The organism is Paenibacillus sp. MB22_1, from assembly GCF_047200555.1.
Lineage (GTDB): Bacteria > Bacillota > Bacilli > Paenibacillales > Paenibacillaceae > Fontibacillus > Fontibacillus phoenicis.
In genome coordinates, this window is the sequence record NZ_JBLADV010000002.1 from 1,425,001 (window position 1) to 1,446,622 (window position 21,622).

Annotated in this window: 21 protein-coding genes, 1 tRNA gene, 2 rRNA genes and 2 riboswitches (1 of these 26 cut by a window edge); of the genes, 17 read left to right on the forward strand and 7 right to left on the reverse strand. The window is 50.7% G+C overall.

Annotated features, from left to right (window positions below; all coding sequences use genetic code 11):
* The 13 genes from ACL02P_RS18460 to ACL02P_RS18520 form a co-directional block, all read left to right on the forward strand.
* Positions 1-794: ribosomal RNA gene (locus ACL02P_RS18460) — 23S ribosomal RNA — on the forward strand; it begins 2,266 nt to the left of the window's first position.
* 139 nt (positions 795-933) lie between these two features.
* Positions 934-1,050 (forward strand): 5S ribosomal RNA (rrf, locus tag ACL02P_RS18465).
* Between the two features lie 617 nt (positions 1,051-1,667).
* Positions 1,668-2,495: an RNA polymerase sigma factor gene (locus tag ACL02P_RS18470; RefSeq protein ID WP_412837835.1), complete on the forward strand. Its 828-nt coding sequence runs from the start codon at positions 1,668-1,670 to the stop codon at positions 2,493-2,495.
* Positions 2,496-2,513: 18 nt separating this feature from the next.
* A complete protein-coding gene (gene clpP, locus ACL02P_RS18475; RefSeq protein WP_009227142.1) occupies positions 2,514-3,104 on the forward strand; it encodes an ATP-dependent Clp endopeptidase proteolytic subunit ClpP in 591 nt (196 codons plus the stop codon).
* Between the two features lie 382 nt (positions 3,105-3,486).
* Positions 3,487-4,947, forward strand: a complete 1,461-nt coding sequence (gene guaB / locus ACL02P_RS18480) for an IMP dehydrogenase (protein ID WP_260071162.1) — start codon at positions 3,487-3,489, stop codon at positions 4,945-4,947.
* A gap of 125 nt (positions 4,948-5,072) precedes the next feature.
* The gene (locus ACL02P_RS18485; RefSeq protein ID WP_036646508.1) at positions 5,073-6,503 is read left to right on the forward strand and encodes a D-alanyl-D-alanine carboxypeptidase family protein; all 1,431 of its coding nucleotides are present in this window, start codon (positions 5,073-5,075) and stop codon (positions 6,501-6,503) included.
* A gap of 88 nt (positions 6,504-6,591) precedes the next feature.
* Entirely contained in the window at positions 6,592-7,473 is an 882-nt protein-coding gene (pdxS, locus tag ACL02P_RS18490) for a pyridoxal 5'-phosphate synthase lyase subunit PdxS (RefSeq protein ID WP_009226788.1), read from the forward strand.
* Positions 7,474-7,634: 161 nt separating this feature from the next.
* The gene (pdxT, locus tag ACL02P_RS18495; protein ID WP_009226789.1) at positions 7,635-8,213 is read left to right on the forward strand and encodes a pyridoxal 5'-phosphate synthase glutaminase subunit PdxT; all 579 of its coding nucleotides are present in this window, start codon (positions 7,635-7,637) and stop codon (positions 8,211-8,213) included.
* A 142-nt stretch (positions 8,214-8,355) separates the two neighbouring features.
* Positions 8,356-9,642 carry a serine--tRNA ligase gene (gene serS, locus ACL02P_RS18500; protein WP_009226790.1) on the forward strand — a complete coding sequence of 429 codons (1,287 nt, stop codon included), beginning with the start codon at positions 8,356-8,358 and terminating at the stop codon, positions 9,640-9,642.
* A gap of 61 nt (positions 9,643-9,703) precedes the next feature.
* Positions 9,704-9,792: transfer RNA gene (locus tag ACL02P_RS18505), tRNA-Ser, on the forward strand.
* A 109-nt stretch (positions 9,793-9,901) separates the two neighbouring features.
* Positions 9,902-10,057 carry a hypothetical protein gene (locus tag ACL02P_RS18510; protein WP_009226791.1) on the forward strand — a complete coding sequence of 52 codons (156 nt, stop codon included), beginning with the start codon at positions 9,902-9,904 and terminating at the stop codon, positions 10,055-10,057.
* 315 nt (positions 10,058-10,372) lie between these two features.
* Positions 10,373-11,188: a YitT family protein gene (locus tag ACL02P_RS18515; protein WP_412838262.1), complete on the forward strand. Its 816-nt coding sequence runs from the start codon at positions 10,373-10,375 to the stop codon at positions 11,186-11,188.
* A 106-nt stretch (positions 11,189-11,294) separates the two neighbouring features.
* Complete coding sequence (locus ACL02P_RS18520; RefSeq protein WP_412837836.1) at positions 11,295-12,374, forward strand: hypothetical protein; 1,080 nt, start codon at positions 11,295-11,297, stop codon at positions 12,372-12,374.
* A gap of 97 nt (positions 12,375-12,471) precedes the next feature.
* Here ACL02P_RS18520 and tadA read toward each other — a convergent pair whose 3' ends face one another.
* Complete coding sequence (gene tadA, locus ACL02P_RS18525; RefSeq protein ID WP_009226794.1) at positions 12,472-12,969, reverse strand: tRNA adenosine(34) deaminase TadA; 498 nt, start codon at positions 12,967-12,969, stop codon at positions 12,472-12,474.
* Between the two features lie 352 nt (positions 12,970-13,321).
* Between tadA and ACL02P_RS18530 the strand changes: the two genes are divergently transcribed.
* The gene (locus ACL02P_RS18530; RefSeq protein ID WP_412837837.1) at positions 13,322-15,220 is read left to right on the forward strand and encodes an ATP-binding protein; all 1,899 of its coding nucleotides are present in this window, start codon (positions 13,322-13,324) and stop codon (positions 15,218-15,220) included.
* Between the two features lie 41 nt (positions 15,221-15,261).
* Positions 15,262-15,966: a 23S rRNA pseudouridine(2604) synthase RluF gene (gene rluF / locus ACL02P_RS18535; protein ID WP_009226796.1), complete on the forward strand. Its 705-nt coding sequence runs from the start codon at positions 15,262-15,264 to the stop codon at positions 15,964-15,966.
* Positions 15,967-16,029: 63 nt separating this feature from the next.
* Here rluF and motB read toward each other — a convergent pair whose 3' ends face one another.
* On the reverse strand, positions 16,030-16,842 hold the full coding sequence (gene motB / locus ACL02P_RS18540) for a flagellar motor protein MotB (RefSeq protein ID WP_412837838.1): 813 nt from the start codon (positions 16,840-16,842) through the stop codon (positions 16,030-16,032).
* Positions 16,823-17,626: a flagellar motor stator protein MotA gene (motA, locus tag ACL02P_RS18545; RefSeq protein ID WP_009226798.1), complete on the reverse strand. Its 804-nt coding sequence runs from the start codon at positions 17,624-17,626 to the stop codon at positions 16,823-16,825. Before motA ends, motB begins: the two co-directional genes overlap by 20 nt.
* A 191-nt stretch (positions 17,627-17,817) precedes the next feature.
* On the opposite strand from motA, the gene ACL02P_RS18550 reads away from it, so the two are divergent.
* Both ACL02P_RS18550 and ACL02P_RS18555 read left to right on the forward strand, forming a co-directional pair.
* The gene (locus ACL02P_RS18550; RefSeq protein ID WP_009226799.1) at positions 17,818-18,111 is read left to right on the forward strand and encodes a hypothetical protein; all 294 of its coding nucleotides are present in this window, start codon (positions 17,818-17,820) and stop codon (positions 18,109-18,111) included.
* A 170-nt stretch (positions 18,112-18,281) separates the two neighbouring features.
* A complete protein-coding gene (locus tag ACL02P_RS18555) occupies positions 18,282-18,581 on the forward strand; it encodes a 4a-hydroxytetrahydrobiopterin dehydratase (RefSeq protein WP_009226800.1) in 300 nt (99 codons plus the stop codon).
* An 86-nt stretch (positions 18,582-18,667) separates the two neighbouring features.
* Here the strand turns inward: ACL02P_RS18555 and ACL02P_RS18560 are convergent, their stop codons facing one another.
* The 4 genes from ACL02P_RS18560 to ACL02P_RS18575 form a co-directional block, all read right to left on the reverse strand.
* A complete protein-coding gene (locus tag ACL02P_RS18560) occupies positions 18,668-19,027 on the reverse strand; it encodes a c-type cytochrome (protein WP_412837839.1) in 360 nt (119 codons plus the stop codon).
* 164 nt (positions 19,028-19,191) lie between these two features.
* Positions 19,192-19,689, reverse strand: a complete 498-nt coding sequence (locus ACL02P_RS18565) for a GNAT family N-acetyltransferase (RefSeq protein WP_412837840.1) — start codon at positions 19,687-19,689, stop codon at positions 19,192-19,194.
* 273 nt (positions 19,690-19,962) lie between these two features.
* The gene (locus ACL02P_RS18570; protein WP_009226803.1) at positions 19,963-20,454 is read right to left on the reverse strand and encodes a C40 family peptidase; all 492 of its coding nucleotides are present in this window, start codon (positions 20,452-20,454) and stop codon (positions 19,963-19,965) included.
* Positions 20,455-20,458: 4 nt separating this feature from the next.
* Positions 20,459-20,655: riboswitch (cyclic di-AMP (ydaO/yuaA leader) on the reverse strand.
* Positions 20,656-20,915: 260 nt separating this feature from the next.
* Positions 20,916-21,407, reverse strand: coding sequence for a C40 family peptidase (locus tag ACL02P_RS18575; protein ID WP_009226804.1), 492 nt, complete (start codon positions 21,405-21,407; stop codon positions 20,916-20,918).
* A 4-nt stretch (positions 21,408-21,411) separates the two neighbouring features.
* A riboswitch (cyclic di-AMP (ydaO/yuaA leader) is annotated at positions 21,412-21,548 on the reverse strand.
* Between the last annotated feature and the right edge of the window lie 74 nt (positions 21,549-21,622).

The window sequence follows — 21,622 nt, forward strand, 5'->3', positions numbered from 1 at the left end:
TGGATACGATTTGTACAGGATAGGTGGGAGCCTAGGAAGCCGGAGCGCCAGCTTCGGTGGAGGCGCCGTTGGGATACCACCCTGATCGTATCTAGGTTCTAACCTGGTACCGTAATCCGGTACGGGGACAGTGTCAGGTGGGCAGTTTGACTGGGGCGGTCGCCTCCTAAAGAGTAACGGAGGCGCCCCAAGGTTCCCTCAGAATGGTTGGAAATCATTCGAAGAGTGCAAAGGCAGAAGGGAGCTTGACTGCGAGACTGACAAGTCGAGCAGGGACGAAAGTCGGGCTTAGTGATCCGGTGGTACCGCATGGAAGGGCCATCGCTCAACGGATAAAAGCTACCCTGGGGATAACAGGCTTATCTCCCCCAAGAGTCCACATCGACGGGGAGGTTTGGCACCTCGATGTCGGCTCATCGCATCCTGGGGCTGAAGTAGGTCCCAAGGGTTGGGCTGTTCGCCCATTAAAGCGGTACGCGAGCTGGGTTCAGAACGTCGTGAGACAGTTCGGTCCCTATCTGTCGTGGGCGTAGGAAATTTGAGAGGAGCTGTCCTTAGTACGAGAGGACCGGGATGGACGCACCGCTGGTGCACCAGTTGTTCCGCCAGGAGCACAGCTGGGTAGCTAAGTGCGGACGGGATAAGCGCTGAAAGCATCTAAGCGTGAAGCCCCCCTCAAGATGAGATTTCCCAGTATGTAAGACCCCTTGAAGACGACAAGGTTGATAGGCCTGAGGTGGAAGTGCCGTAAGGCATGGAGCTGACAGGTACTAATCGGTCGAGGGCTTATCCAAAAAATAAAATGCAAATCTAGTTTCGTATCCAGTTTTCAAGGATTCAACCTTGAACCGATTTTTAGCTGCACGCCTTTTATAAGGTTTGATCTTTTGCTGAAGCGGAAAGCGCGGAAGTAAAAGCAGCGCAAAAATCATGTTTGGTGGCAATGGCGGAGGGGTTCCACTCGTTCCCATCCCGAACACGACCGTTAAGCCCTCCAGCGCCGATGGTACTTGGACCGAAGGGTCCTGGGAGAGTAGGACGCTGCCAAGCAAAGAAGAAAGAGCACTACCGATGATCCGGTGGTGCTCTTTTTGTGTTTGACTTGTGCTTGCCCGAGCTGGAAACCTGCAAAAGTACAGTTTTTTTCGGAGAAATCCCGATTTTTGAGCCGAAGCCTGCAAAAGTGCAGTTATTTTTTCGTGATTTGGGGCAATGGAGCAAATCGGCCCCAAAAGCCTGCACTTTTGCAGGGATTTTGGGCAAAATGGCAATTTCTCCTCACAAAAACTGCATTTTTGCAGGAATCGCGTGGAGGGGCAGACGGTACAATACTGCAGCTGAGATACCGCTCTTGAGATACCGCTCTTGAGATACTGCTCATGAGTTATACTATGCCATACTTAAACTTTACCCCAATCGAGCCAATCCGGGATCACTGTGGGGAGCTGCAAATGCGGCTAAAGCTGCTAGTGTGTAGTGTGAATGAAAGGTGTTATGATATAAAAAATTTGATGATCCCGCGTATCGTTCCTTCCGAAAAACACGTTTATACCGGTGAGTAAGTCTTCAGCTTACTCCTGGTTGGTCGAAGACTGGTGTGAGGGCATGACACAAGATGGATCATTGGAGATCGCGAGATCTTACACTACAGATGGAGGTGTGTTCCGGTGCCTATAGCAGCTAAGGAGCGTGATCTGCAGAGATCCGTGTCTGCACGGTCCCGTTCAGAAAGGGGCAACTTTCAAACATGGGTCCAATTGTACGGTACCGCACTGCGCAATTACTGCCGATCTATCACCGGATCCGTTTGGGAAGGCGACGATTTGGCGCAGGATACATGGCTTAAGATATGGTCGGCGACGCAAGGGAAAGGTGATGACGTTCAACTCACACGAGCCTATCTTTACCGTGCCGCCCAGCATGCTTGGATCGACCGTAATCGCAAACGGAAGCTTCCGGTTGAATCGCTCCCCCTGGACGAACATCTGCAAGCGCCGGAACCGACCGATCCTGCTGCAGTGTGGGCCGCAATGGAGACGCTGGTTGACGAGCTTTCGCCTCTACAACGCACCGCGCTGCTGCTGATTGATACTTTAAAATATACAGCTGGCGAAGCAGCGCAGTTGATTGGGTCGACGGAAGGGGCGGTGAAAGCCGCCTTGCACAGAGCTCGGGTCAGACTGCGGAATACAGTGAAGGGTTCCAGACGAGGAGTTGCAGCGCCACCGGAGGGTGAGGTTCAATCCATGAAGGAGGACACCTTACCCGAGGCTTTCACCGACGATGTACTCGTTCTTGCCTACATGGATGCGATTCGCCGAGAAGACGCGGCTGCGCTGGCGATGCTGTATAACGACGCCCGGCCTCAGGATGTGGTTCCGGTGGTAACTCTCCAGTCGTACCGTCGCAGCTCTTTACGAAGCAAGGTAGACACTCTTGTTGCCGATCCGGTGCAGAACCATCTGATGTTGATGTCCTACGGTCTTGCCGCCTGATTTGAAGGAGGGTAAGCCATGAGTTCAGTCATTCCTTACGTCATTGAGCAAACCGGCCGGGGAGAGCGGTCGTATGACATTTATTCACGTTTGCTGAAGGATCGGATCGTGTTTCTCGGTTCCGCGATTGATGATCAGGTTGCGAATAGCATTATGGCGCAAATGCTATTTTTGGCGGCGGAGGATCCGGAGAAGGATATTTACTTTTATATCAACAGTCCGGGCGGCTCGACGTCAGCTGGCTTTGCGATCTACGATACGATGCAGTATGTGAAACCCGACGTGCAGACGATCTGCTCTGGAATGGCGGCGTCTTTTGCCGCGATCCTGTTAATGGCCGGGGCAAAGGGCAAACGATTTGCTCTTCCCAACAGCGAGATCATGATTCACCAACCGCATGGAGGTGCCCAAGGGCAGGCCAGCGACATTGCGATCAGTGCTAACCGGATATTGCGAACCCGAGCCGTGCTGAACACCATTGCCGCGGAATGCACCGGTCAACCCCTAGAGCGGATTGAAAAAGACATGGACCGAGATTATTTCATGAGCGCAGACGAAGCGCGCGAGTATGGGATCATCGACCAGGTGATTACGCCCAATAAGCGTTAGCTGAGCGAAGTGTATACAAGGAAAATACAAGGACGGAAGAAGGCGCCCAAGGCTTCTCCGTCCTATTTCTTTTTGCAGAATCAAACGAAGGGGAATGGGGCAGGATTAGCATCAGAATACCTGCAAATTTTAGGTCAATGTACGCGACAAATAGACACTCGTATTCGCTGGGAGGCCGCCTGTTACTTTGCTTGCGCTTGTCCTTGACAGCCCAGAGGGGCTTTGCTAAGATGGGAACAATATATTTTCGTAAGCGGCTATACGGTCTTGATATATAAGGGTTGTGTCTTCATAGGGATTACACGGTAGTCGTTTTTTTTATACCCGAATTTCAGGAATAAAGCCCAGCAAATCATCAAAATTCGAAGGAGGATTCATCACGGTGTGGGAAAGTAAATTTGACAAGGAAGGCTTAACGTTTGACGATGTGCTTCTGATTCCCCGTAAATCGGAGGTATTGCCTAAAGAGGTGGACGTGTCCACTCGGCTTAGCGACAAGGTGAAGCTGAATATTCCGTTGATCAGTGCAGGCATGGACACGGTCACCGAAGCGGCGCTGGCAATCGCCATCGCACGGGAAGGCGGCATTGGGATCATCCATAAAAATATGCCGGTCGAACAACAAGCTGAAGAGGTCGATCGGGTGAAGCGCTCCGAGAGCGGCGTTATCACCAATCCTTTCTCGCTGACTCCAGATCATCTCGTATCCGATGCAGAGCAGGTTATGGCCAAGTTCCGCATTTCCGGCGTGCCGATTGTGAATGAAGAGCAGAAACTGGTGGGGATTTTGACCAACCGTGACCTGCGCTTTGTTCATGATTATAATATCAAAATCAGCGACGTCATGACGAGAGACAACCTGATTACCGCTCCGGTGGGAACATCGTTGCACGAAGCAGAAATTATTTTGCAAAAGCATAAAATCGAGAAGCTTCCGCTCGTTGACGAGCAGAATATTCTGAAAGGCCTTATCACAATCAAAGATATTGAAAAAGCGATCCAATTCCCGAATGCGGCTAAGGATGCCCAAGGGCGCTTGCTTGTTGGCGCAGCGGTTGGCATCTCCAAGGATACCTTTGAACGGACTGAGGCGTTGGTAAAAGCCGGCGTTGACGTCATTACAGTCGATTCGGCGCATGGCCATCACATTAACATTATTGATGCTGTGGCCGAGCTTCGCAGACGGTATCCGGACTTGACGATCATCGCAGGGAACGTAGCGACAGGCGAGGGAACGAGAGCTTTGATCGAAGCCGGAGCTTCCGTTGTGAAGGTGGGGATCGGACCGGGTTCGATCTGTACCACCCGCGTCGTCGCTGGGATCGGCGTGCCGCAAATCACGGCAGTATACGATTGCGCGACAGTTGCCCGTGAATACGGAATTCCGATTATCGCGGACGGCGGCATCAAATACTCCGGCGAAATTACCAAAGCGATCGCGGCCGGTGCGCATGCGGTCATGCTGGGCAGCTTGTTTGCCGGGACCGAGGAAAGCCCTGGCGACTCGGAAATCTATCAAGGGCGTCGGTATAAGGTATACAGAGGCATGGGCTCGCTGGGCGCCATGAAGCAAGGCAGTAAGGACCGCTACTTCCAAGACGATGACAAGAAGCTCGTTCCGGAAGGGATTGAAGGACGCGTAGCGTATAAGGGACCGCTCTCGGATACGATCCACCAACTCATTGGCGGTCTGCGTTCCGGGATGGGGTATTGCGGCACGAAGACGCTCGAAGAGCTGCGGAACGATACGCAGTTTGTGCGCATCACGGGTGCCGGCCTGCGCGAAAGCCATCCGCATGACGTACAAATCACCAAAGAAGCGCCTAACTACTCGATTCAATAAACTCGTAAATTTCGATAGAAATGAGCTGACCATAATATTCCAACACTGGCAGGGCGTTTTCCGCCCTGCTTGTCTTTTTTTACAGGTACCCCTGTGATAGAATAGATAAAGCAAAATGAAAGAATATGAGGGGAGCTTTAAGGGCATTGAAACTCAAACAACCACAACGCAAATCGACAACTAAACGGCGTTTCCTGCGCAAAGGCGTTGCTTCTGTGCTGCTGCTGAATGCGCTAGTATTCTCTCTCGCGCCGGCGATGGCGCTGGCCGAAGGGGAACAGACAGAATCTACTACTGCCGAAACAACGACAACCGAAACGACGACAGTGCAAACGGCTACCTCAATTCCTTCCGTGGAGTCTTTAGGTTTGGAAGTCAGCGCTGCGATCTTGCTCGAGCCTGTCTCTGGACAAATCTTATTGAATGTTAATGGGGAACAACCGCTGCCTCCGGCCAGCATGACCAAGATGATGACCGAATATATCGTGGCGGAACTTGTGAAACAAGGAAAGTTCAGCTGGGATGACGTAGTGACCGTAGGGAGAAATGCTGCCCAAACGATCGGTTCACGGATTTTTCTGGCCGAAGGGGATCAACATACTGTAGAAGAACTATATACGGCGATGGCGATTGCCTCCGCCAATGATGCGACGGTTGCTCTGGCAGAATATGTGGCCGGTTCCGAGCAGGCTTTTGTGAAAATGATGAACGATGAAGCCAAGCGGATGGGAATGAAGACCGCCCACTTTGCGAACTCGACCGGTTTGGATATCGCAGATATGCCGGCGGAATTCCGTCCGACCGATGGGAAAGAAACCGTAATGTCCGCGCTGGATGCTGCTATTTTGGCCAAATATATCGTAACGGACCATCCGGACTTTACCCGCTTTACAACGATTCAAAGCAAGAAGTTCCGCGACCGCGATACCGCGCCGATGGTGAACTTGAACTGGATGCTGGAAGCCAATAAGAACGTCACGAACTTTAAACAATTTGCTTACGAGGGTTTGGACGGTCTGAAGACGGGACACACCTCCAATGCCGGTAACTGCTTCACAGGTACAGCGGTGCGTAACGGAATGCGGCTAATTAGCGTGGTCATGGGTACCGCTTCGGACAAAGCCCGCTTTGTGGAAACGCGGAAAGTCCTGGACTACGGGTTCAATAACTTTGAAACGAAACAAATCGTGCCGCCGAAGACGACAGTTACTGGAACCGAAACCGTTACGGTGAAGAAAGCCAAAAATACGGAAGTTCCGGTGGTAACCGATCAAGCGGTTAGCTTCGTTGTGCCGAAAGGCGCAGATACGAGTGCGGTTGAAGCCAAAGTAACGCTGGCCGACGAAAGCAACCTGACAGCTCCTTTGAAGCAAGGAACCAAGGTTGGGACGGTGACTTATACGTTTAAAGCGCCGGGCATGGACCAAACGCTTGAGAAGACGGTCAATCTGATCACGGCCGAGGATGCGGAGAAAGCCGGCTGGTTCACCCTGGTGATGCGGGCGATTGGTGATTTCTTCAGCGATCTGTTTAACGGGATCAAAAATCTTTTCTAACGGTCCATTCAAATCCGAGTAAACGGGTTGTGTATTTAAGGCGTATCTTGTAAAATATTTAGTTAGATTATTATCGGGAGGATTGGACATGGAAACAGGAACATCGCGTGTTAAAAGAGGTATGGCTGAGATGCAAAAAGGTGGCGTCATTATGGACGTCATGAATGCGGAACAAGCCAAAATTGCCGAAGCGGCCGGGGCTACCGCCGTTATGGCGCTGGAGCGTGTGCCTTCCGATATCCGGGCGGCTGGCGGCGTTGCCCGCATGGCGGATCCAACGATTATTGAGGAAGTCATGAAGGTTGTCTCCATCCCGGTTATGGCCAAAGCACGTATTGGTCATTACGTGGAAGCGAAAGTTCTGGAATCGCTTGGGGTAGACTATTTGGACGAGAGTGAAGTACTGACCCCGGCGGATGAAGTGTTCCATATCGATAAACGGGATTTCACGGTGCCGTTCGTGTGCGGCGCTAAGGACTTGGGTGAAGCGCTGCGCCGGATCAGCGAAGGCGCATCGATGATCCGGACGAAAGGCGAACCAGGAACGGGCAACATCGTTGAAGCGGTACGCCATATGCGTCTGATCAACAGCCAAATTCGCAAAGTACAAAACATGTCGAAGGACGAACTGTATGCGGAAGCGAAAAACCTCGGCGTTTCTTACGATCTGCTGCTCGAAGTTCATGAGAAAGGCAAGCTGCCAGTCGTTAACTTCGCTGCAGGCGGGGTAGCTACTCCGGCGGATGCGGCCTTGATGATGCACTTGGGTGCAGACGGGGTGTTCGTGGGATCCGGTATTTTCAAATCGGATAATCCAGAGAAATTTGCCCGGGCGATCGTTGAAGCGACGACGCATTACACGGATTACAAACTGATCGCTGAAGTATCCAAGAACTTGGGTACGCCGATGAAAGGCATTGAAATTTCCAAATTGGCCGCAGCAGAGCGGATGTCGGATCGCGGCTGGTAATCCTGAGAGCGGAAGTAACCGCTGGAATCAAAGGCAAGTCTTTCACCCCGGCTGTCCCTAGGGATGGTCGGGGTACATCTTAGTAAACTGCCGTTTTAATGAATGTTCAAAGAGGAATGGTAACGACGATTTGAACTACCTCTAGAGAAAGAAGGTTTATCATGAGAGTAGGGGTGTTGGCGCTGCAAGGCGCAGTTGCGGAGCATATCCGCAGCTTGGAGAAGACCGGAGTTGAAGGCGTAACCGTGAAGCAAGTCGAGCAGCTTGCTGACTTGGATGGATTGATTATTCCTGGCGGCGAAAGCACGACGATCGGCAAGCTGATGCGGAAATACGGCTTTATTGAAGCCATTCGGGATTTTTCTGGACAAGGGAAACCGATCTTTGGGACTTGTGCAGGATTGATCGTCATGGCGAAGGAGATCGAGGGCGGCGAGGAACCTCATCTCGGTCTGATGGATATTAAAGTATCGCGCAATGCGTTTGGACGTCAGCGTGAAAGCTTCGAGACCGACCTTGACGTGAAGGGACTTGAGGCGCCGCTGCGGGCCGTATTTATTCGTGCTCCGCTGATCACGGCGGTTGGAGACGGAGTCGAGGTGTTGTCGACCTATAAGGACGAGATCGTGACCGCACGACAAGGGCATTTGCTCGTATCGTCGTTTCACCCGGAACTGACCGACGACTTCTCGCTACATACGTATTTTGTGGAGATGATCAGGCAAGCCAAGCAGCCGTAAGCAGGCCTTGACTCCTTTGCGGGTTGAGGTTTTGTCTGTTTTACCGGCGTTTTGAACTTCCGTTAAGCAGCCTTTCCGTCCGCGGGTCTCCCCAGATGAAGGTCGGCAGGTCTGTGCGGGATCATTCTAGGAGGGACTACTCATGTTAGATGTGAAAATCTTACGAAATGAATATGCGCGCGTTGAGGAAGCGCTGAAAAATCGGGGGAAATCGTTGGAGCTGATCTCCGGTTTTGCCCCGCTGGATGAGAAACGCCGGGAGCTGCTTCAAGAGAGCGAAGCGCTCAAAAACCGTCGCAACACGGTATCTGCAGAAGTGGCCAAGCGTAAGAAAAACAAAGAGGACGCCGACGAGCTGATCGTGGAGATGCGCGAAGTCGGGGATCGCATCAAGGAGCTGGACGAAGAGGTACGAACGCTGGAGGCCCAAATTGATCAGCTGATGCTCTCGATTCCGAACATTCCTCATGAGAGTGTACCGGTGGGGGCTTCTGAAGAAGATAACGTTGAGGTGCGCCGTTGGAGCGAACCGCGGAAATTCGATTTTACTCCGAAGGCGCATTGGGATATTGCCGCTGACCTCGGCATCCTTGACTTTGAGGCTGCAGCTAAGGTAACCGGCTCGCGGTTTACGTTCTACAAAGGGCTGGGGGCCCGTCTTGAGCGTGCACTCATCAACTTTATGATGGATCTGCACAGCAACGAGCACGGGTATGAGGAAATGCTTCCGCCGTACATCGTGAATCAAGACAGCTTGTACGGGACAGGCCAGCTTCCGAAGTTCGAAGAGGACTTGTTCAAGCTCACCGGCAGCAACGACTACTATCTGATCCCAACGGCTGAGGTGCCGGTAACCAACTATCATCGTGACGAAATCTTGAATGCGGAAGACTTGCCGCGTTATTATGTGGCTTACAGCTCCTGTTTCCGTTCCGAGGCTGGCGCGGCGGGCCGCGATACGCGGGGTTTGATTCGTCAGCACCAGTTCAATAAGGTGGAAATGATCAAGATTGTCCATCCAGACACCTCCTATGACGAACTGGAGAAAATGACGGAGAACGCGGAACGCGTGCTGCAGCTATTGGGCCTGCCTTACCGTGTGCTTGCCTTGTGTACGGGCGATATGGGCTTTACGGCAGCTAAAACGTATGACCTAGAGGTATGGCTCCCGGAAAGCGGCGTCTACCGCGAAATCTCCTCTTGCTCTAACGTGGAGGACTTCCAAGCTCGCCGGGCGAACATCCGGTTCCGTCCGGAGCCGAAAGCGAAGCCGGAGTTTGTGCATACGCTGAATGGTTCAGGGCTGGCTGTCGGTCGTACCGTAGCGGCCATTCTTGAGAATTACCAACAAGAGGACGGCAGTGTTGTTATTCCTGAAGTTCTGCGTCCTTATATGGGGAATTTGCAGAAGATTACCAAGCGTAATTAACTTGCGCGCTTGCGGACGATATGGTAGAATCTGATTTGTTACGCGAATCGGATTTTTCCTTGGAGAGGTACCGAAGCGGTCATAACGGGGCGGTCTTGAAAACCGTTAGGGTGCAAGCCCACGTGGGTTCGAATCCCACCCTCTCCGCCATACATATCGTATACTCAGAGAGCAGAGATGCTCTTTTTTTCGTGTATAAGGGCTGCCGTTTCTTCGCAAATTAACCTTGTGGATTAAACCAAGGGAGGCTTTATTTGTTATGACGAAACCGCAGACCTATCAAACCTCAGGCTCCGACAACGTGCAAGACCAGGATCATCGGCGAGACAAGGGGAAAAGAGGCCCAGAACCGTTATCCGGGTCCAAAAAGGTAAAAATGCGTAAACAAGATGGCCATTACAATCCGGAAGGGTAAGCCTTCTTCATTGGAAACGATTCGCTGTCCCTCGGCCCCAGCTCTGCTGGGGCTTTTGTATTGAAACTGCCAGGGGACTTATGAATTAGAACAAGACAACAAGCCAAGAAAATGTCATAATAAAGATAGGGTGTGTCTTTACACGGGAGCATGAATACTTCAGAAAGAATGGTGAGAGGAAGAATTATGCAAACCAACTTGAAAGGATCGTGATGCCATTTGAACGCAGTTAATCCAAACCATCTGATTCCACCGAATGCAACCCAAGTACGCCAACATAAACAGCGGACGCTGAAAAGCACCTTGTTCAGATCGATGTTTATTGTCATTGGAGCGGTGATCGTCTCTGTTGCACTGGAACTGTTTTTGGTGCCTAACAAAATTACGGACGGCGGTATAACCGGTATTTCCGTAATGTCCTCTTATTTGTCGGGTCTCCCGCTTGGGGTATTCCTCTTCCTTTTCAACCTCCCTTTTCTTATTGTCGGTTATAAGCAAATTGGCAAAACTTTTGCGATATCCACCCTGTTGGGTATTTCCGTCATGTCGGCCGGCACAACACTGTTGCACCATGTTGAACCGTTTGTGACGGATACTTTGCTGGCCTTTGTGTTTGGCGGGATATTGCTGGGTATAGGTACCGGTTTAGTCATCCGCTTTGGTGGCTCCTTAGACGGTACCGAAATCGTTGCTATTCTGATTTCGCGCAGAACCCCATTTTCGGTTGGCGAAGTCATTATGTTTTTTAACTTCTTTATTTTGCTTTGCGCAGGCTTCGTGTTTGGCTGGGAGCGCGCATTATTTTCGGTGTTAGCTTATTATATTGCCTACAAATCGATTGATATCGTGGTGGAAGGTTTAAACGAGTCAAAATCGGTATGGATCATCAGCGATCAAATCGATGAGATCGGAGACGCCATTCTAAGCCGTTTGGGTCGTGGCGTTACGTACTTAACTGGGGAAGGCGGCTTTTCCGGGGATCCGAAGAAAGTGATCTTCTGTGTGATCACCCGCTTGGAAGAAGCCAAACTGAAGGAAATCGTCAATCATTACGATGAAAATGCATTTTTGGCCGTCGGAAATATTCATGACGTCAAGGGCGGACGTTTCAAGAAAAAGGCAATCCATTAATTTGGAGAAACGTGTTCCGTCATTTTGGCGAATGGTTTATGACATTTGAGATTTAAGAAAAAGTATTGCTTTATGATGAGGTTAGGGCAGGAGAGAGGAGATTGTAATGTCTAGGAAATGGTTCACGTCGATGATGCTGGTGGTATTGTCCGCTGTACTGGTGTTGTCCGGCTGCAGCAGCAAGAAGGAGCCGAAGGAGGCTTTAAGCAGCGCAGCCATAAAGGCGCTGGAGATGGACTCCTACGTGGTGGAGAATCAAATTAAGATTTTGGATTTCTCTGTAGAAGAGGCAGAGGGAGACGCGGAGTCAGCGCAAGTCGGCACGGTGTTGTCCATGCTCAAGAACGCTGAGATCAACATCAAGCAAATTTACCAGAAGGAACCGATGCAAACCGAAGCAACGCTGGAAGTCAAACTGACAGGGGATATGACGACAACCATTACCATCCCATTGGTGATGACGACCGAGAAGCTGTATGTCAAAATCCCAAGCATCCCGTTCTTGCCGATGCCGGAGTCAGTGACCGGGAAGTTCCTGGAACTGGACTTGAAAGAGTTAGCAGAGCAAGCGGGCGAGGAGTTCAATCCGGATCTATTTAACCCGGAGAAGAGTCAGAAGCTGAGTACGGAATTGATGGGGGCCTTATTCGCCGAATATGAATCGGCGGCTTACTTCAGCAACATCGATCCTAAGGAGGCTTCGCTGCCGGAAGGCTTCAAGGCCAAGCAAGTCGTGCAGTTTGCCATTACGAATGAGAAGGTAAAAGAAGCGGTGACGATTCTGGTTAATCAGGCGTTGCCGAAGATGCTGGATATCTTGGCGAAAGAAGAATACCGTTCGATGCTGCAGCTGACGCCGGAGGAAATTGAGCAAGCGAAGAAGGATCTGCAAGAAGGCAGCCAGGATGAACTGGGCAAGGCGTTGGACGAGATGAAGAACCATCTGCAAATCAACAAGTTCACCGTGGATACCGCAATCGACGAGAACAATTACCCAGCGTACTACAATGTTCAGGTGGACGTCGCCGTGAACGATCCGGATACGCAGACGAACGTTAAGGCAGCGGTGCAAATGACCAGCCACTTTACCCAAATCAACGAGAAGCCAGCCTTTGAAATTGGCATCCCGACAGACACGTTGACTTTGGAACAGCTGCAAGAGGAAATGAGACAGTTTGGCTATTAGGCGTTAGGACTTATCCAACAGTTTATACTTACACTCGAAAAAAACCTCCAGTCCCATGTTTCTTAAGGGGCTGGAGGTTTTAATGTTTTATGAGAAGTTATTTCTTGCGAAGCCGGCGGAAGAACTCGGTTAACAGCGAGGCGCATTCCTCTTGAAGTATGCCAGAGGTAATATCGGTGCGGTGGTTAAACCGCGGTTCCTGCAGCAGGTTCATCAGGGTGCCGGCACACCCCGCCTTTGGATCCGGCGCCCCGTAGATCACATGGGGGACACGGCACTGCACGATCGCCCCGGCGCACATTGGGCAAGGCTCCAGAGTGACATAGAGACGACAGTGAAGGAGCCGCCAGGCGCCAAGCCGCTCGCTGGCTTCGCGGATGGCAATCATCTCGGCATGGGCGGTTCCATCGAGCGAGCTTTCCCGCAGGTTGTGGCCGCGTCCAACGATTTCGTCGCCTCGGACGATCACCGCACCGATGGGGACTTCGCCGATGGCTTCTGCTTTTCGAGCTTCCCGAATTGCCTCGGCCATCCAATATTCATGGGGATAAGTTGAGGCAGGAGGTTCGGGGATCAAAGGGGATGAAGAAGGCATAGATCAAATCAACTCCTTAATGAACGTAACCATTCGTTTTGTCCAACGAACAGGCATTCGTTGTTAACATGTTGTGAATAACATTGTGTATAACTGCAAGAATATCCCCATTTTTATACACATATTATCCAGAATATTGTGAGTATGTTGATAATTTGTGGATAACTCAACAGAACATCACGTCTCATAGATAAGACTCAAGAACTGGCTTTGTAGGCATTTCTACATATTGTAAGGATACGATCTGGGAAATTCAACGTCTTTGCAAAACATGTCGTAAAAGGTATGATGTATGTAGAAATTGTGAATCCCATAAATATCCATAAATTAGTTCCAGAGGTGGGATAAACACTTGACTATAAAAACCAAGCTCGCTTTGATTATATCTTGTTTTGCGCTGATTATCCTCTCTCTGAATATCGTTTTAAGTTATTTTACGGTACGGGACAATCTGCGCAGGGACAGCGAAGCGAACATGATGCTGACTGCGAATCAAATTGCTATTGCTGTCGAACAAAGTCGTTCGTTGTACACTTATGTCAAGCTTACGTTGGGCGGAAGAATGAGCAGCGACATGACCGATGCGATCCTGATCATGACCAGCCCGGATCGTATTTCGCAAAAATCGATGAGTACGAATCGCAGCTTGCTGGAGATTACAGGGATTGACCCGAATCATTTTGATGCCAACCATCGGCTGTTCGGGACCTATAACTATAAAAATGATGAAGGGCTGAGACGCTCCGTTGCGGAGGCCATTTCGCAAAATCGCAGCCTGCTGGTGGATACTCGGATTAACGGCGAACGCGTTCTGGAGTGCTATGTTCCCGTTACGAATAGCGGGGAGAAGCCTTACGTCATTCGTGTCGTGTCTAGTTATTCCCCGATTGCCGATGCGATCAACAAGCAGATGATCAGTCAGCTCATCGTTTCCCTCAGTCTGTTGGCATTGATGGTGGCGGGGAGCTATTGGATGGCTGGCGGGCTCATCCGACCAATTCGCCATATTTTAGACCAGGTGAATGTGCTGTCTTCAGGCCGGCTTGATACTCGCTTAAAAGTCAGCAGCTTTGACGAGCTTGGACTCCTCGCCCACAAAATCAACATCATGGCAGACAACTTGGGCCGTTATACGACCGAGCTGAGGCAAAAGAGCGAAGAGAACCGGTCCATGAAGGAGTATCTTGAATCGATTATAAGCCAGACGGCTGATGCGATCCATATCACGGATGTCAAAGGGCGGGTGCTGCAAGTCAATGCCGCCTTCGAAAGGCTGTACGGCTGGAGCAGCGAAGAAATTGTCGGGAAGTATCTCGATTTTCTCCCGGAGTCCGAGTTAGATGGGAGGACCATTTGGCGTCCGGAGAATGAAGTGATTGAAACCGCCGAATCGGTATTGGCGGAGACCGTCCGATTACGCAAGGACGGCAGCCAAGTCGAGGTGAGCATCAGCGTATCGCCTATCTTTGACCAAGCGGGCAAAATTACCGCATTGATCAGCATTTCCCGCGATATGACGGAGCACAATAAAATGGAAGACTTGCTGCGTCGGTCAGAGAAGCTGACCACCGTGGGTCAGCTCGCCGCCGGGGTTGCGCATGAAATTCGCAATCCGTTGACGACGCTCCGCGGGTTTCTGCAAATGCAGCAGCGCACCCGGGTGGTGAACGTGATGCATACCGATGTCATGCTGGCGGAGCTGGACCGGATTAATCTCATCGTCAGCGAATTTCTGATTTTAGCCAAGCCTCAGGCAGTGCAGTTTCAGATCAAGGACGTCCGCTTCACGATGGGGGACGTCGTCTCTTTGTTGGATAGCGAAGCCCATTTACATAATATTGAATTTGAAGTGCATTTCTCGCCGAGCCCGGTTCTGGTACACTGTGAAGAGAACCAACTGAAGCAGGTATTCATCAACTTATTGAAAAATGCAATGGAGGCCATGCCCAAAGGAGGGAAGATCCTGCTTCAAGTGGAGGAGGACGACAGTGGCTTTGCCGTGCTCCGCGTCATCGATGAAGGCGAGGGGATTTCCAAGGACCGGCTTCAGAAGCTGGGAGAGCCTTTTTACACGAACAAGGAGAAAGGGACCGGTCTCGGTCTGATGATCAGCCAGCGGATCATTGAAGGACACCGCGGGACGCTGAAGATCGAAAGCGAGCTTGGAAAAGGAACGGCTGTAACCATTACCCTCCCGCTTGTACAGGAGGAGGAAGAACATCACGAAGGGCAAGCGGATCTCGCGAATTAAAGCGAACTGCTAGGCCATGCGGAGGGACCAAAGACAGCATCATGAGGATTAATAAATTCATCAGTGAAACGGGATTCTGCTCCCGGCGGGAGGCGGACAAGCTGGTCGAGTCAGGCCAAGTGACCATTAACGGCGTCAAGGCGGTTCTAGGCAGCCAGGCGGAGCCTGGAGACGATGTCCGGGTCAATGGGAGACCGATTGCGGCGAAGCGCTCTAAGCACGTGTATATCGCTTTAAATAAGCCGGTGGGGATCACCTGTACAACGGAAACGCATGTGAAAGGCAATATTGTGGATTTCGTTGGGCATCCGGAGCGGATTTTTCCGATTGGACGACTGGATAAGGACTCGGAGGGATTAATCCTGCTCACCAGCGATGGTGATATCGTCAACAAAATTCTGCGGGCGGAAGGCAAGCATGAGAAGGAATATATCGTGACCGTGGATCGGCCGATTACACCTAGCTTTGTGAAGGCGATGAGCGAAGGCGTTAAAATTCTCGGGGAAATGACGTTGCCGTGCAAGGTGACGCGGGTTTCGGATCGGGTGTTCCGAATTATTCTGACCGAGGGGAAGAATCGGCAAATTCGCCGAATGTGCAGCGCTCTCGGGTATGAGGTGCGCAGGCTGCAGCGCATTCGGATTATGAACATCCATCTCGGCCAACAGAAAGTGGGCACCTGGCGCGACTTAACCGAACAAGAGAAGCGGGAGTTGGGCTTGGCCCTGAATTACGAGCTTTCCTAACGTGACACGGTCTACGAAAAATAAAGGACAGGCTTGCCTCGAAAGGCGCCTGTCCTTATTTCTTTATTCGTGGGCAGCCGTTACGCCAAGCTGCTCGGTGCTATCCACGTACTTGCGGATGATCGAGACTTCGACCCGGCGGTTCTGTGCGCGGCCCGCAGCCGTATCGTTGCTGGCAACAGGGTGATATTCCCCATATCCGATGGCACTAAACTTCTTCGGATCCAAGTTCGTGTTAAGCAGGAGTATCTTCATAAAATTCAACGCCCGCACCGAGCTTAAATCCCAGTTGGACGGGAATTCATAGGTTGAGATCGGTACGTTGTCGGTATGGCCGGATACGATAACCTCATAATCCGGAAATTGCTGAAGCATGTTGGAGATCGCCTTAGCTAACTGACGAGCTTCCGGTTTCACCACGGCTTCTCCTGAAGCGAAAAGCGCCTTGTCGCTAATCGTGATCATCAGCTGGGATTGATTGAGTTTCGTTTCCAGGTCATCCGTTAATCCATTTTCCTTGATATAGGTGTCCAGCTGCTTCTTCAGCGCCTCCAGGTTCTGCTGTTCTTGACGCTTCAGCTCGTTCTTCTTGGTCATCAGACTATCCTGGGTGGATTTTGGCGTCTCGATTTCGCTTAGCGAAGTCTTGTTATTGCTGATCATGGCGTTCTGATCCAGGACACTGGTGCCGCCGGTCAGTACGCTCTTAAAGGCTTCGCTCATCTCTTGGAACTTCATCGCATCCACTGTGCTCATCCCATAGAGGACGATAAACAGCGCCAGCATCAGCGTCATCAGGTCAGAATAAGGGAGCAGCCAGCTCTCGTCGGCATGTTCTTCGTGATCTTGGTGTTTTTTATTCTTTTTGCTCACCATCAACGGCCCCCTTTTCAAAGATTTCCGCACGTTCCGCAGGGGTTAAGAACACGGCAAGCTTCTGTTGAATCGCAATCGTAGACACACCCGATTGAATGGACAGCAGGCCTTCCACCATCATCAATCGGATCTCCATCTCTTTCTTCGAGAGACGTTTCAGTTTATTGGCGATCGGGTGCCACAGCACATAACCGGTGAAAATACCGAATACCGTCGCGATAAATGCGCCCGAAATCGCATGAGCCAGAATTTCCATATCGCTCATGTCGGACAGGGCGGCAATCAGACCTACAACGGCGCCAAGTACCCCGAGCGTCGGGGCATACATCCCTGCCTGCGAGAACATCAATGCACCGGCTTTGTGACGCTCTTCGGTGGCTGCGATATCCTCTGTCAGGACGTCCTGCACGAACTCTTGATCGTTACCGTCGATGATCATCCGCATGCCGCCGCGCAGGAAATCATCATTGATCTCTTCAACCTTCGCCTCCAGCGCCAGCAAGCCCTCGCGGCGGGTAATTGTCGCCCATTCCGTAAACAGGGTGATCAATTCCGCTTTGCTGATCATTTTAGGTTTGACGATCGTCAATTTAATCAAAGTCGGAAACTTCTTCAACTCCGACAGCGGGAAGCCCATAAACAACGTTGCCGCCGTTCCGACAAAGATGATGACAAAGGCCGCAGGGTTCTGGACCAAGCTTTCTACGGGTGCGCCTTTCAGGAACATACCTAAAATCAGGGCAATCAATCCGAGAATCAAACCAATAATTGTTGAAAATTCCATTGTACACCTCGTCCTTGAGAGAAATTGAACCTTACCTACCCTTCCCGCATCCTTGCGGAAAGGGGCACGCCTGCACCGTTTGAAACGATTATCTATTTTATCGACAGATTTCCCTTTTTTTTTAAGGTGTTTTTTCCGGTATAATAAGAATGCGGCCTGAAATGCAGAAGGTCGAAAGGGAGGATATCGCAGTGGGCGTGAAGCACGGCAGAGATTATGAATTTATTTTGGCTGATTTGACGAACGCGGTTGGCCGGATTCAAGATAGTTATCTTTTCTTCGAAATGGAGTCTTCCGAATGGGAAGTGTTATCGGATACCGATCGCGGCGAGGTGCTTGAAGCTCTGGCGGAGGATTTATTCTTTGGGTTGGGTTCGGAGCCGATGATCGAGGTGGGCAGTGCGATCGTGATCTATGATCCCGAAGGACATCGCATCAATATCCTGATTGGGGATTCCGAATTGACCTCCGTATCCTTGATATGACCGGATACTGTTGCTGCCGCTGTACCATCCAATGGCGATAAGCATGAAGGCAGGGGTTTGAGAATACAATAGTTGGAGACGAAGCTAGGACAAATCAAACTTCAGATCCTGGTGCGTGACGAGGAAACTTACATATACAGGAGTTCTTGAAGAGAACGGGAGGAAGAATAATGCCGTTTACACCGCAAGAAGTAGAAGCGCATTTGGAAAAACTGGAAGGATGGGAACTAGAGGAAGGACGATGGATTTTTCGTAAATATACGTTTTCCAACTTTATGAAGGGAATCGCATTTGTTGATGAGGTAGCAGCGATCTCGGAAGCATTTAACCACCATCCCTTTATCACAATCGACTATAAAACGGTAACGCTCCGTTTGACCTCTTGGGAGGAAGGCGGCATTACAGCCGTTGACATCAAGGAGGCGCAACAATATAACGAGGTCTACGAAAAGATGCGGTCAGGGGATTAACCAAATCAGAGCATGATCGAAACTATAGGGGTAACAAAACGACCGCCGGGAACGTAAATTCCCGGCGGTCGTGCTTTTTCGTGCTTTTATTTTTTCTCCGCAAGCCACATGGCGACGTTCGCAATTTCCTCTTCCTTTAAGCGATCCTTAAAAGAAGGCATCATGCCGCCCTTCCCTTTAGTGATGATGGAATACAGTTGTTCTGCCGTCAATTCCGAGCCGATCTTCTGCAGATTTGGGCCCGCTCCGCCTTGCAATGTATCACCGTGGCAGGAGATGCAATTTGCTTTGACGATGGCTTCGGCTTGTTCTGCGTTCATGGTGATTTCAGGCATTTGCGGCTTGGCTTCTTGCGCAGCCTCTTCCCGGCTTGGCAAGGTGAACATCAATACAAGGGCTAAAGCGCCTGCGATGACGAACAAACCGCTCATGATCCACTTTTGCATTTCAATCGCCCCTCCTATGTATGCTACCTATCCATTATAACGGAACACGCGGGTTGATCATAGTCTTTGTGTCCAAATTAGGAACAAAAATGATCCGTTTTCATTAAATTGTGTACCATAAGTCATAGTCTTAATCAAAACAGGACATAAAAAGGGGCGTGCCTTTATTCAGGCAGCCCCTTATGAACCATGCAATAAAACGGTTTGGACACCCCGCCAGGCGTCATCTTCTCGTACAGATCCGTGATGACAAACCCAGCCTTCTGGTAGGCCCGGATCGCCCGGGTGTTCCAGGTCAGCACTTCAAGGTCAATCTGGTTTTCCGGCTTACGGCGCCGGGCTTCCTCCACGATGGTCCTCACAAACTGCTTGCCCAGCCCATGGCCGCATAGCTCGGGCTTCATGCCGATGCCAAGCCGGGTGACTCCTTCCATCGGGAAGTACTGTGCGAAGCCGGCAAGCTCGCCCTTTTCATTCAACACGGAGACATACTGTTCGGCGCGGATCGCCGGGTTCCCAAACTCCACGTCAAGCGCTTTCATTTGCTCCCAAGGCAGCCAGCTGTAGATGTCGTAAGGAGAATCGTAACGCCAGGTGCAAATTTCCGCGCCATGGGCTTCTTCCATCGGCACGATACGAAACGGAGACATCGATTGGTCCATATTGCCCCTCCTTTGTTAAAGGAAAGTCCGTCGTAATTGTTCCATTATCCTCACAATAGCCGGAAATACGCAGCTTGTAAAGGTTTTTGCCCCCCCTTCGGGAATTTGTGAGATTTGCGCGGGATTTTTGGCTTTGCGGCAACCTTTTTCCCAGTTGTTTCGTTATATAGATAAGAGTACAGATAAAAAAAGACCGCAAGGCGGTTCCAATGAGAACCCGGCCCAGCGGTGAATTAGTGATGATGAACAGGATGAAACCGATAGATCAATGGATTACGATTCCGCAGCGTAGACGGAATAACCGTATTTACTGAGAACTCGCTTCGCGCCAACGTAGCGGTTCTGGTAATAACTATTGCTTAACTTGTCGATCCGGATGCCCTTGGATGAGGACGCGTGAGCGAATTCACCGTTGCCGATGTAAACACCGACATGGGATACTTTGCCCGTCCCCGTCGTCTTGAAGAAGACGAGATCCCCAGCTTGAAGCTCGCTCTTGGGTACCGGTGTGCCTTGCTTATACTGGGCGGCGGACACACGCGCCAGCTTGATGCCCATCTTGCTGAAGACGTACCGGGTAAATCCGGAGCAATCAAATCCCGCTGTCGTGGTGCCTCCGAATTTATAAGGCGTCCCGTACACGGAATCGACGATACTGGATAGCGTCGTTGTCTCGGCTTTTGCGGAGTCGGCAAAGGCGCTACCTGCCCCCAAGGTAAATAGGAGGGCTAAACTCGTTACCGCTGCTGTCAAAGTCTTTCTCAAGATGTCTTACTCCTTCCAAGGCCTACGAGGTTAGCTTATGGATTCGGTTGAAGGTTCCCTATGATTTGCTATAGAGGTAAGTAACCTTGATTGAAATGGTAGTTATTAGTTTGGGAGTTGTTACCTTTATAGCGAAAATCAATTCACCCTATGGTGGGTCCCCCGCTTCCCGGGTGCGTGGGAATTCGGCAGTTTCATTGTAGATTGCACCCAAGATCTTGCACAGAAACAGTTACAACAATAATTACAAAGTTGTTACCATTTACGTTGTTCATTTTACCAAAGCCGTCCAGAGTTGACAAGTTTGTCGAAAAAAACGCTTCTATTGGCCTGTTTTCGCGAGGCGATTCGTGGGTAATGGTTCCTAAGGGACTGGGGCTAGGGAGAAGGAGAAGGGAAGACAAGGAAAAAACCCGCAGAGACGTTGTTATCAACATCCCCACGGGCTTCGTAGCGAGTTCTTATTGAACATCATCGTGTTCAGCAATTTCACCGGTCACATCTTCATACTTGTCGTTGCTCATGATCCGTTTCGCTCCAACGTAACGCTCGACGTAATACTTCTCGCTTAATTTGCTGATGACTACACCTTTGGAGGAGGAGGCATGAGCAAATTTGCCGTCGCCGACGTAGATGCCGACATGAGAAACGCCTTTACCGGAAGTATTAAAGAAGACCAAATCGCCCTCGATCAATTCGCTCTTGTCAACCGCAGTTCCCATTTTGTATTGGGATGCGGATTGGTGAGGCAGCTTGATGCCGATCTTCGAGAAGACGTACATCGTAAATCCAGAACAGTCGAACCCGTCGGTTGTGGTTCCGCCCGCAACATAGCTGCTTCCGAGCGCGCCGCCGATGACGCTGTCCAGTTTGGAATCGGCGAAAACGCTGCCAGTTCCAATGGTGAAAAGCATGGCAAAACTTACTGCTGCTACCGTCAAACGCTTCTTCAAGAAGTTATGCTCCTTCCAATGCCTACGAGGTTAGCTTAAGGATTCGGTTGAAGGTTCCCTATGATCCCTCTAAAGCGAGATCAATTCACCCAAAGTGGTTCCCCCGTTTCCCTGGTGAAGGGAATTCGGCTTTGTTTTTCACACCTGACATTTCTTATTTGACATCCGGCACCAATCTCCTGCCAAAGATGACAAAAATAATTACAAAACTGTTA